This window comes from Sphingomonas abaci, assembly GCF_014199625.1.
Taxonomy (GTDB): domain Bacteria; phylum Pseudomonadota; class Alphaproteobacteria; order Sphingomonadales; family Sphingomonadaceae; genus Sphingomonas; species Sphingomonas abaci.
This window is the reverse complement of the sequence record NZ_JACHNY010000002.1, coordinates 271,892-283,559: the sequence shown is the minus strand read 5'-3', so window position 1 is coordinate 283,559 and position 11,668 is coordinate 271,892. Positions and strand designations below refer to the sequence as shown.

Genomic DNA, 11,668 nt, shown 5'->3' with positions numbered 1-11,668 from the left:
ATGTAGGGCGGCGGCCGATGCCGTCGCCCTACATCCCGCCGTCGCGGATCGTCTCCATCGCCACGAAGGTGGAGGTATTCGCGACATGCGGCAACGCCGAGATCCGCTCGCCCAGCACCTCGCGATAGCGGCGGATGTCGGCGGTCCGCACCTTCAGCAGATAGTCGAAGCTGCTGGCGATCATATGACATTCCTCGACCTCGGGAATGCGCAGCACCGCGCGGCGGAACTCCTCCAGCGCCGCCTCGCGCGTGTCGGACAGCTTCACCTCGGTGAAGGCGATATGGTCGAGGCCCAGCCGCGCCGGATCGATGATCGCGCGAAAGCCCAGGATATAGCCTTGGTCGACCAGCCGGCGCAGTCGCACCTGGCACGGCGTCTTGGATAGGCCGACCCGCTTCGCCAATTCGGTGACCGACAGGCGGCCATCCGCCCGCAGCGCCTCGATAATCCGCCGATCGAACATGTCGATCGGACCGGCGGGGGCGATTTTGGCATCCGTTCGATCGGTCATCCCCGCTCCGATAAGTGCGTTCGGCCCGATTTTGCCCCATCTATGGGCGGATCGCCAGCGCGATGATCATTATAGCGGGCGCGAGAGGATCGCCCGACCATGTCCCAGTTCGCCGCCCCCGCCTTCACCGACTTCGCACCCCCGATCCGCCAGCCGGACGAGCGCCGACGCGCGATCACCGCCGCCTATCGTCGCAGCGAGGTCGAATGCCTCGCACCCCTGCTCGACGCCGCGACGCTGCCCGATGCGATCCGCCGCGACGCCGCGGCGACCGCCACCGCTTTGGTCACCGCGTTGCGCGCCAAGCACAAGGGCACCGGGGTCGAGGGGCTGGTCCAGGAATATGCGCTGTCCAGCCAGGAGGGCGTGGCGCTGATGTGCCTGGCCGAGGCGCTGCTCCGCATCCCCGACACCGCGACTCGTGACGCGCTGATCCGCGACAAGATCGCCGGCGGCGACTGGCGCGCGCATGTCGGCGATGGCCGCTCGTTGTTCGTCAACGCCGCGACCTGGGGACTGGTCGTGACCGGCAAGCTGACCGGCAGCGTCAACGATAGCGGGCTGGGCGCGGCGCTGACCCGGCTGATCGCGCGCGCGGGCGAACCGGTGATCCGGCGCGGCTCGGACATGGCGATGCGGATGATGGGCGAGCAGTTCGTCACCGGCGAGACGATCGGCGAGGCGCTGAAGCGCGCGCGTCCGCTGGAGGCGCGCGGCTTCCGCTACAGCTACGACATGCTTGGCGAGGCGGCGACCACCGCTGCCGACGCCGACCGCTATTACCGGGACTACGACACCGCCGTCCGCGCGATCGGCGAGGCGTCGGCGGGGCGCGGCATCTATGCGGGTCCTGGCATCTCCATCAAGCTGTCGGCGCTCCACCCGCGCTATGTCCGCGCCCAGGCGGCGCGCGTCATGGCCGAACTGCTGCCGCGCGTGAAGGCGCTGGCGCTGCTCGCCAAGCGCTATGACATCGGCCTCAACATCGATGCCGAGGAGGCCGACCGGCTGGAACTGTCGCTCGACCTGCTCGAAAGCCTGGCGACCGATCCCGATCTGGCGGGCTGGAACGGCCTCGGCTTCGTCGTCCAGGCCTATGGCAAGCGCTGCCCCTTCGTGATCGACTGGATCATCGACCTGGCGCGCCGCTCCAACCGGCGGATCATGGTCCGGCTAGTCAAGGGCGCCTATTGGGATGCGGAGATCAAGCGCGCGCAGGTCGACGGACTCGCCGACTTCCCGGTCTATACCCGCAAGATCCACACCGACGTCGCCTATATCGCCTGCGCCCGCAAGCTGCTGGGGTCGCGCGACGCGGTCTTCCCGCAATTCGCCACGCACAACGCGCAGACGCTGGCGACCATCTATCGACTTGCCGGCTCCGACTTCTCGATCGGCGAATACGAGTTCCAGTGCCTGCACGGCATGGGCGAGCCGCTGTACGACGAGGTGGTCGGCGCGGACAAGCTTGACCGGCCGTGCCGCATCTATGCGCCGGTCGGCACGCACGAGACATTGCTCGCCTATCTGGTGCGCCGCCTGCTGGAAAATGGCGCCAACTCCTCCTTCGTCAACCGCATCGCCGATCCTGAAGTCTCGATCGCCGATCTGGTCGCCGACCCGGTCGAGACGGTGCGCGCCATGGCGGTGCCGGGGCAGAAGAATCCCAACATCGCCTTGCCCCGTGACCTGTATGGCACCCGCGTCAACTCCGCTGGTATCGACCTGAGCGACGAGGGCGCGCTGGCCTCGCTTGGCGCGGCGATGAAGGCGACGGGGTCGTGGCAGGCGGGAAGCCAGGGCGTGGCGCGGCCGGTGCGCAACCCGGCGGATCATCGCGATGTCGTGGGCACGGTCCACGAGATGTCCGTCGCGGACGCACTGGGCGCGGCGCGCAACGCCGCTGCCGCCGCGGCGAACTGGGCCGCCCTGGCCCCCGCCGATCGCGCGGCGGTTCTCGACCGCGCCGCCGATCTGATGCAGGCGCGGATGCCGGGCCTGTTGGCGCTGATCGTCCGCGAGGCGGGCAAGTCGCTGCCCAACGCCATCGCCGAGGTGCGCGAGGCGATCGACTTCCTGCGCTATTATGCCGACCAGGCTCGCGCGACGCTGGGCGCAGGCCATCGGCCGCTGGGCGTCGTCACCTGCATCAGCCCTTGGAACTTCCCGGTGGCGATCTTCATCGGCCAGGTCGCGGCGGCGCTGGTCGCGGGCAATGCCGTGCTCGCCAAGCCGGCCGAGGAGACGCCGCTGATCGCCGCGCAGGGGGTCGCAATCCTCCACGCCGCCGGCGTTCCCGCCGATGTGCTTCACCTCGTCCCCGGCGACGGCGCGATCGGCGCGGCGCTGGTCGGCGCGCCCGAGACGCAAGCGGTGATGTTCACCGGTTCGACCGAGGTCGCGCGGCTGATCCAGAAGGAACTGGCCAAGCGGCTGCTCCCTGGCGGCGCGCCGATCCCCTTCATCGCCGAGACGGGCGGGCAGAACGCCATGATCGTCGACTCCTCCGCGCTCGCCGAGCAGGTGGTGGCCGATGTGATCGCCTCCGCCTTCGATAGCGCCGGTCAGCGTTGCTCGGCGCTGCGCATCCTCTGCCTTCAGGAGGAGGTGGCGGATCGTACGCTGGCGATGATCCGGGGCGCGCTGCACGAATTGTCGATCGGCCGCACCGACCGGCTGGCGGTCGATATCGGCCCGGTCATCACCGCCGAGGCGCAGGCGAATATCGAGGCCCATATCGAGCGAATGACGGCGGCCGGGCACCGCGTCGAGCAGGTGGCGATGACCGATGCGACCGCGCACGGCACCTTCGTGGCGCCGACGATCATCGAGATCGACGACATCGCCCGGCTGGACCGCGAGGTGTTCGGCCCGGTGCTGCACGTCGTCCGTTTCCGCCGCGCCGATCTCGACCGCCTGATCGACCGGATCAATGATACCGGCTATGGCCTGACTTTCGGTCTGCACACCCGGCTGGACGAGACGATCGCCCATGTCACCGCGCGGGTGAAGGCGGGCAATCTCTACATCAACCGCAATGTCATCGGCGCGGTGGTCGGGGTGCAGCCGTTCGGCGGTCGGGGCCTGTCGGGCACCGGGCCCAAGGCGGGCGGGCCGCTCTATCTGGGCCGGCTGGTGTCGGGCGGCGACCTGCCCCCGCCGGTCGTCTCCGACCAAGCCGATCCCGCCGCGCGCGAATTGGCGATCCTGCTGGAGGCGCGCGGCGAACGCGCGCTCGCCACCCGGGTGCGCGCCGCGATCGAGGCGTCGATGCTGGGCGGCGCGGTGGAGCTGGCCGGGCCGGTCGGCGAGCGCAACCTCTATGCGCTGCACCCGCGCGGCCGCATCCTGGCGCTACCGACCACGCGCGATGGGCTGATCGAGCAGATCGGTGTGGCCCTTGCCGCCGGCAACCAACTGGTGATCGGCGACGCAGGCGCGTTGCGACAGGCGCTGGCGATCCTGCCGCCCGCGATCGCCGCACGGATCGAATGCACCGACGACTGGCGTCGGGCAGGTCCGTATGCCGGCGCGCTGATCGAGGGGGATGCGGCGGCCGCGTCGACGGCGCTCGGCGCGCTCGCCGACCTGCCGGGACCGATCGTGCTGCCGCAGGCGGCCTCGGCCGGCTATCGGCTCGACTGGCTGGTCGAGGAAGTCTCCACCTCGGTCAACACCACGGCGGCGGGCGGCAACGCGAGCCTGATGGCGGTGAGCTGATCCCCCGGCGCGGGTCGTGCGAGCGGCCCGCGCCCCTGCTTCCACGGCTGCGCTTCCTGTGCGATGCCGGCGGCTTATGACGACGATCCGCCTGTCCGCCGCGCCGCGCCCGCTGGGCCGCAGCGATATCCTGGTATCCCCGATCGCCTGGGGCATGTGGCGCTTCACGGGCGACGACCGCCGGGCGGGCCGCGACCGGGTGGAGGCGGCCCTAGAATCCGGCATCACCCTGTTCGACACCGCCGACATCTATGGCGCGGGCAGCCCGGGCGGCTTTGGTTCGGCCGAAGCGCTGTTCGGCCGCGTCCTCGCCGACTCCCCCGCCCTGCGCGATCGCCTGATCATCGCGACCAAGGGCGGCATCCGGCCCGGCATCCCCTACAACTCCACCGCCGCCTATCTGACCGAGGCGCTGGAGGCATCGCTCGCCCGCATGGGCGTGGACCGGGTCGACCTGTACCAGATCCATCGCCGCGACCTGCTCGCCCACCCCCAGGAAGTGGCCGGGGCGCTGTCGGCGATGGTTGCCGCCGGCAAGGTGCGCGGGATCGGCGTCTCCAATCACAGCCCGGCGGAGCTGGACGTGCTGCAGGCGTTTCTCGACCAGCCGATCCTCAGCACCCAGCCGGAATTCTCGCCGCTCCACACCGCGCCGCTGTTCGACGGCACGCTCGACCAGGCGATGGTTCGCGGCGTGGCGGTGCTCGCCTGGTCGCCCCTGGCCGGCGGACGGCTGCTGACGGACGACAATCCCGCCGGCCGCCTGCTCGCCGAGCAGGGCGCACGCTTCGGCGTCGATGCGGCGACGGCGGCGCTGGCATGGGTGATGGCCCATCCGGCGGGGATCGTCCCGATCGTCGGGTCGCAGACCCCCGCCCGCATCCGCGCCGCGGCCGGGGCTTACCAGGTCGAATGGACGCGGGCGGACTGGTATGCGGTGCTCCAGGCGGGCATGGGTCGGCGACTGCCATAGAGCAGGGTCACCATCCGGGCTTGCGGTCGCTCAGGACCGGCATTGCCGCCGCCGCCGCCGCGATCGCCTGGCGCAGCGCGGCGAGCTGGCGGAGATTGTCGTCCCGCCCGATCGCCTCGACCAGCGGATGATGGTCGCTGGGTCGCTCGCCCTGCCCGTCCAGCACCGCGAACCAACTGGCGTCGCGGAACAATTCATCCGTCGACAGCACGATCCGGCCCGACGCCCGGAAATGCGCCAGCCGCTCCGCCAGCGTGTCCGGGATCGTCATCGCCTGTCGCTCACGCCAGAACGGCTCGGTCCGGCCCTGGGTCGCGTGATAGTGGAGGATCAGGAAGTCGCGGATGTCGCGCATCTCCTGTCCGAACACGCGATTGAACTGCCGCGCGGGCAGCGGTGATCCGTCCCCGGCGGGGAAGAGCGACAGCAACTTCGCGATGCCGCTCTGGATCAGATGGATGCTGGTCGACTCCAGCGGTTCTAGGAAGCCGCTCGACAGGCCGATGGCGATCACGTTCCGCTCCCAGCATGCGTTGCGCATCCCCGGCAGGAAGCGGATCAAACGCGGCTCGGCCGATGGCGGTCCCTCCATCCCCGCGAGCAGCGACTGGCGTGCCGCCTCCTCGGTCTGGAAGCGACTGCTGAAGACATAGCCGTTGCCGACCCGGCGCCGAAGCGGGATACGCCAGCGCCATCCTGCCTCGGCGGCGGTGGCGCGGGTATAGGGCGTGACAATGTCCTCGGCCTGTCCGGGCGCTGCCCAGGCCCGGTCGCAGGGCAGCCAGTGGGACCAGTCGTCATAGGCGACCCCCAGCGCCTGCCCGATCAGCCGGCCGCGCAGGCCCGAACAGTCGATGAAGAAATCGCCCGCGACGCGGCGGCCATCCTCCAGCACCAACGCCTGGACATCGCCCGTGTCGCTGATTTGCAGGACCTCCGCCGCCGTGCCCTCGACGCGCACCACGCCGGCCCGTTCAGCCGCGCCACGCAGATACCGGGCATAGAGGCCTGCATCGAAATGATAGGCATAGCCGAGCGTCGAGAGCAGCGAGCGACGATCGGAAACCGGCCTGGCGAAGCGGTTCGCCCGCGCCGACTGGGCGGTCAGCGAATAGGCTTCGGTCGGTGTGCGATCCCCATCGGCCCGGCCGCGTAACAGGCGGTGGAGGAACATCGCGCCGTCCCCCGGCGGGCCGAACGTGCCGAAAGGGTGGAAATAACGGCTGTCGGGGCCGTTCCAGCCGACGAATTCGATTCCCAACTTCAACGTCGCGCTGGTCTCGGCCATGAACTGGCGTTCGTCCAGGCCGGTGATCTGGTTGAACCAGTGGATGGTGGGGATGGTCGCCTCGCCGACGCCGACCGTGCCAATCGTGTCGGATTCGACCAGCGTGATCGCCACCGTCTGGCCAGCCAGCGCCCGCGACAGCGCCGCCGCCGTCATCCAGCCGGCGGTGCCGCCACCCAGGATGACGATCGACCGGATGCGTGCGGTGCTCATGCCGGCCATCCTAACCGATCGCGCGCGCGGCTCAATCGGGCGGGCAATGACCTGCGTCCGTCGGGCGCCGCAGCGCGAGATAGACCGTGCTCCAAAGCTGCGCGGCATTGGACTCGTCGACATCCGCGCCCGTCGCGCCGAACGGCACGACCTGATAGCGACCATCCGCATAGCGCCACGACCAGAGTTCCGAACTCTGCACCGCCCGCGTCGCTTCGATCCCGTCCCACAAACAGGCTTGAGCGCGCCTCAGCTCGGCGCGCACCCCTGTGGACAGGTCGCGCCGTTCAAGCTGCCGCGCCAGCCCCGCAGCGACCAGCGCCTGTTGCCAACTCCACACCACCGTGCCGTGATAGGCATTGGTCGAGAAGCGTTTTTGGATAGCGGCGTCGGCGAAGGCCGGATTGGCCACCAGCATCCCGGCACCGGTGCGCAATCCCGCCGGGAACGGACGGGCGATGGTCTGCGCGGTCGTCTGCAACTCCTCCGCGGGCGGTTGGCCGAAGAGCAGCGCGAAGCCCGGATCGCTGTTCTGCACCGGGATCGGCCGCCCGCCGGCGTCCAGCGCGATCGCGGCGAAACGAAGGCCGCTCGCGCCGATCGATCGCAGCGCAGGAGTCGCCGGCACGTCGATCGCCGCGGCATAGCGCGTCACCGCCTGGCGCGCCGACTCTGCCGACAGGGCGACCGCGAAGAAGGGCGGTGCCTTCGTGCGCCATGTCTCCGCCAGCCTTGCCGCGTCGGAGAGGATGGCGCGGTCGCCGGCCGCCAGATAGGGGCGCAGCAGGCCGCTGCCCTGCAAGGCGGCGGCGGCCTCCAGGGCGGCGGGCACCAGCACGGCGTTCACATCATAGGGGATGCGCCCGCCCCCCAATCCGGCGTTGCTGTCGCGCCATTCGCCCACATCCAACCCTGGCTTCAGCGCGATCAGCCGCGCCGCCACGGGGTCGCGCGCGAAGGGAGCCGCCTGCCGCAGGACGAAGCGCAGGTTGCGCACCAGTCGTGCGCCCAGTGCCTCGCCTCCGACCCGTCTCGCCAGCAATGCCCGGGCCCGGACCCGCCCGCGCGGATCGTCGAGCAGCCAGTCCCGCGCCACCGGGGCCAGCATGAAATCGCTGTCGACCATGTTGTAGTTATAGACGGGTGCGGCCGACAGGCTGCCGTCCGCCTTGCGGTGGTCGAGGATCGCGAACTCGCCGATATCCTCCTCATGCGCGACCTCGCCCGTTGGGGACAGACGCGTCAGGACCGACGTCAGTCCCGTTTCCACCGCATCGGGTTGCAGCACCGGCATCAACAGGCGAACCGACATCAGCGTGTCGCGTCCGAAATAGGTCAGGAATCGCCACGATCCCGCTAGCAACTTCTCACGATAGCTTAGAAAGTTAAGGGCGTCGCGCGCGCCCGGATCGTCGTGCGCCCCGGCATTGAGCAAGGCCGCGCCGCCCAGCGGCTCCAGCGGGGCCTCGCCGGTCAGCGCGGTCACCTCCAGGCGAATCCGGCCACCCGGCCCGGCCTCGATCGCTCCATCGGCGATACGCCCCCGTGTCACGGTCATCGCCAGCACATAGCCGGCGGCGCCGTCCAGCCGATCGCGCGCCCAGTGCAGGCCATCGCGATCGGCCCGAACGGGCACCAGCACCTCGGTCGGCGCGGTGCCAAGCGCCTGATAGTCGCGGATGACCCGGATGCTCGACACCACGGCCTGGCGCGGCACCAGCCGGGGCGCGTCGATCGCCACCGCGAAGCGCACGCCGCGCAGCGGTCGCCCATGCGAGTCGGCCTGCGTCACCGGCTGCGGCTCGCCGACCATCCGCCATGTCGCCGGCTGGGTCAGCGGCTCGAACCACAGGGCCGCGCCGCTATTGCCCGCCGGGAAGGCGACGAGCAGGCGCGGATCCTTTCCCGACCGCAGCACGATATGGGCGGCGACCGGCCCCGCCCGCAGGAAGCTGTTGAGGTTCAGTCCCTCCTGCACCGCATAATGCTGGCGGACAGGCGCCGCGCCGGTCAGCGCGGCCGTCGCGAACGCACCCAGTGCCAGGCGCAGCGCCCGGCCTCTCACAGCTTCAGCGTCGCGGAGACGAGCGCGTTGCGCCCGACGATCGCCCTGCCGTAGAAATAGCCGTCGACGATCGACTGGGTCTGACCCTGGCGCGGATTGCCCTCGGTGAAGCCCTTGGCGTTGGTCAGATTGTCGACGCTGACCGACAGGTTGAGCCGGGGCGAGACATCGACGCTCGCGCCGACCGAGAACACGCTGTACGCTGGCAGGGCGATGCCGTTGCCGCTGTCGGCGAAAATCTTGCCGATATATTTCCAGCGTCCGTAAATCTCGCCCAACCCGTCCGGCAGGATGAAGGCGGGGGTGACCGTCAGCAGCATTTTCGGCGTGCGTTCCGGTGTGTTGCCGTCATATTGCGGTTGCGCGACGCCATTGAACCGCAGGTTGCCGAGCTTGGGTCTCTGATAAACGCCTTGCGCATCGACGCTGAAGAAGGACAGCGGTCGCAGCGTCGCGTCCGCCTGCACGCCGTTGGTGGTGTTGTCGGCCAGCGCGTTGCTTGCCTGTGCCGGGTTGGCGGGATCGATGAACTGATAGGACTGGTCGCGGAATTCGGTGCGGAAGCCGATCAACGAGGCGTTGAACCCGGTCGTCCGCAACCGCACGCCGCCCTCGTAGAGCGTGAGGCCGGTCGGCGCGTGAGTGCCGCCCGTGTCGCCGCCATTGGTCTGGAAGCCATGGGCCCCGCGTGCATAGAGCGCGACATGGTCGGTCAACTCGTAATTGACGCCGAGCGTATAGGCCCAGTCCTGGTAGGTCGCGGTTTGGCGATCGTAGCGGCCGTTGAAGGTGCTGCCGACATTATCATACAGGCCGGGCGTACCCGCCGGCACCGCCGCGTTGACCGCGGCGCTCTGGCCGATATCGACGCGGACGTGCTGATGCTCGTAGCGCGCACCGAAGTCGACGTGCAGGCGCTCGCCGATCGTCAGTTCGTCGTTGAAATAGGCGGAGAGCGACGTGACCTCGTCGTTGAACAGGCCCTGGCCCCAATTGCCGTAATTGACCATGCCGTTGTTGGTCAGCGACCCCAGCACCCCGCCCGCCGCGTTCAACGCCACCATGTCGTAGACCGAGGAATTGTTGCCGACATCGTTCAGTACGGTCGCCACCGCCGACTGGTTGTTGCGCCGCCGGACATTGTAGACCATCCCACCCACGGTCAGCGAATTGTCGATGCCGCTGCCGCCGGCATCCCATTTGACCCCGAAGTCGCTGCCGAAATCCCTCGTCGCCAGCGTCTGGTGGTTCAGCACCGTCTGTTGGAGCAGGCCGTTGCCGTTCAGCGCATTGAGCGTCGCGGCATCCGACCGCGCGATCACCTGGCCGGTGCGCATGTCGCGCAACCCGTATTGGGCGACGCCGGGGAAGCGCTGCGCCGCGACCTGGAAGTAGGTCGATGACGATCCCTGGAGCGGGGTCAGTCCCGCGAGCGGCGAGCTGGCCGGCGTCAGATAGGTGATCGCGGAAGTCAGGCCCGCCGTGCCCGATCCGCTGCCGGGAAAGATTCCGTTGAAGTCGTAGGAGCCGTCCAGATAGCGCGCCCGGCCGAACAGGCGAAGGCTCTCGCTGACCGGCACTTCCAGGTCGAGCCGATAGGTCGTAGCCTTGACATGGATCCCGTCGACCGAACTGAACCGGCGTAGCGGCTCACCCGTGGCCGGCGCATTGGGGACGAGAAATTGGGTGAAGGATCGTCCGCCGACATCATCACGCTTCAGGTTCAAGCCCGGGACGCTGTCGATCTCGCCACCAGCGGTGACGCGGAACGGCATTCCCGCATAATAGGGGAAATGTTTGTCGCCATGTTTCAGCGTCAGGCGCAGGTAGCCGCCATTGTCGAACTTCTTCTCCAGCATCGCCTTCACGTCATAGGCGTTGAAAGTGAAGGGCGTCCGCCGCACGCCTTTCTGCGACGTGACATAGCCGCCGACGTTGAACGCCCAGCCATCGGCGATCGGCGCGGAGAAATAGCCGTCGGCGCGAAGGTCGCCATAGGTGGTGCCGGTATAGCGCACCATCGCGGTCGCGCGTTCGTGATCGGGCTTCAGCGAGATGAAGTTGATCGTCGCGCCCGCGCCGTTCGGTGCGAGGATGCCCGAGGTGCCGCCCTCCACCGCTTCCAGCCGGTTGATGGTGATATCGTTCTGGAAGTAAAAATCCGCGCTCGCGCCATTGTAGAGGATGGGCATGCCATCCTCTTCCAGCGTGATGAAGGTCTGGCCGCCGCCGCGCAGGCCGCGCACCGAATAGTTGTTCGAGATCGGCCCCGCTGTTCCCTCGACGAACACGCCGGGCACCAGCTCCAGCGTCTCGGCCGTCGAGCGCGGCGCCTTGCGCAGCAGATCCGCGGCGCTCGCCAGCGTGACGTTGGAGGAGGAGTTGAACAAGGTGCGTCGGTCGGAGGTGTTGCCGGTGACGATGATCTCAGCCTGGCTGTCGTCTGATGCCGCAGGCTCGGCACCGGGCGGCGTGGCGGGCGTCGACGGGTCGGCCGGACTGGCGGTGCCGGACTGCGGCCCCGGCGCGAAGGCGATCGGTCGCGCCAGGGGCGCGGCCGTGGCCGCGGTGATCACCGCGGTCCGCCCGTCGAACGATACGAGGCGCAACCGGCTGGGCGCGATCAGGCGGCGCAGCGCATCCTCGACCCTGAACTGGCCGCGCACGGCGGCGACCGTTTCGCCGCGCGTCGCGTTGCTCGGGGCCAAGATCTGGATGCCCGCCTGCTGCGCGAAGCGGACGATGCCGGCCGAGGCGGGCTGGCGTGCCACGTCGAACCGCCGCACCGTCGACTGGGCGGCCGCGGCCGCGGCCGCGGGAGCGAGCCCCACGCCGATCGCCATCGCCGAAACCATCGGCATCGATATCATGGACATAATGGAATAGCGGCTGGTC

Annotated in this window: 6 protein-coding genes; 2 read left to right on the top strand and 4 right to left on the bottom strand. The window is 69.2% G+C overall.

What is annotated here, in order from left to right; translation table 11 throughout:
• Window positions 1–28: 28 nt before the first annotated feature.
• Window positions 29–514, bottom strand: coding sequence for an Lrp/AsnC family transcriptional regulator (locus GGQ96_RS06420; protein WP_184112756.1), 486 nt, complete (start codon window positions 512–514; stop codon window positions 29–31).
• Between the two features lie 99 nt (window positions 515–613).
• Here GGQ96_RS06420 and putA point away from each other — a divergent pair, with 99 nt between their 5' ends.
• On the top strand, window positions 614–4,234 hold the full coding sequence (gene putA / locus GGQ96_RS06415; protein ID WP_184112754.1) for a trifunctional transcriptional regulator/proline dehydrogenase/L-glutamate gamma-semialdehyde dehydrogenase: 3,621 nt from the start codon (window positions 614–616) through the stop codon (window positions 4,232–4,234).
• A 76-nt stretch (window positions 4,235–4,310) separates the two neighbouring features.
• Complete coding sequence (locus GGQ96_RS06410; protein WP_184112746.1) at window positions 4,311–5,207, top strand: aldo/keto reductase; 897 nt, start codon at window positions 4,311–4,313, stop codon at window positions 5,205–5,207.
• Between the two features lie 7 nt (window positions 5,208–5,214).
• Here the strand turns inward: GGQ96_RS06410 and GGQ96_RS06405 are convergent, their stop codons facing one another.
• The 3 genes from GGQ96_RS06405 to GGQ96_RS06395 are packed head-to-tail and all read right to left on the bottom strand — an operon-like array spanning window position 5,215 to window position 11,634.
• Entirely contained in the window at window positions 5,215–6,708 is a 1,494-nt protein-coding gene (locus GGQ96_RS06405; protein ID WP_184112744.1) for a tryptophan halogenase family protein, read from the bottom strand.
• Between the two features lie 31 nt (window positions 6,709–6,739).
• The gene (locus GGQ96_RS06400) at window positions 6,740–8,773 is read right to left on the bottom strand and encodes a hypothetical protein (protein WP_184112742.1); all 2,034 of its coding nucleotides are present in this window, start codon (window positions 8,771–8,773) and stop codon (window positions 6,740–6,742) included.
• Window positions 8,770–11,634 carry a TonB-dependent receptor gene (locus GGQ96_RS06395; protein ID WP_246360209.1) on the bottom strand — a complete coding sequence of 955 codons (2,865 nt, stop codon included), beginning with the start codon at window positions 11,632–11,634 and terminating at the stop codon, window positions 8,770–8,772. Before GGQ96_RS06395 ends, GGQ96_RS06400 begins: the two co-directional genes overlap by 4 nt.
• Window positions 11,635–11,668 lie beyond the last annotated feature (34 nt).

What these genes read in the sequence shown, in the direction of transcription:
- GGQ96_RS06420 (WP_184112756.1), bottom strand. Translation starts at nt 514, where the DNA reads ATGACCGATCGAACGGATGCCAAAATCGCCCCCGCCGGTCCGATCGAC.
- putA (WP_184112754.1), top strand. Translation starts at nt 614, where the DNA reads ATGTCCCAGTTCGCCGCCCCCGCCTTCACCGACTTCGCACCCCCGATC.
- GGQ96_RS06410 (WP_184112746.1), top strand. Translation starts at nt 4,311, where the DNA reads ATGACGACGATCCGCCTGTCCGCCGCGCCGCGCCCGCTGGGCCGCAGC.
- GGQ96_RS06405 (WP_184112744.1), bottom strand. Translation starts at nt 6,708, where the DNA reads ATGAGCACCGCACGCATCCGGTCGATCGTCATCCTGGGTGGCGGCACC.
- GGQ96_RS06395 (WP_246360209.1), bottom strand. Translation starts at nt 11,634, where the DNA reads ATGCCGATGGTTTCGGCGATGGCGATCGGCGTGGGGCTCGCTCCCGCG.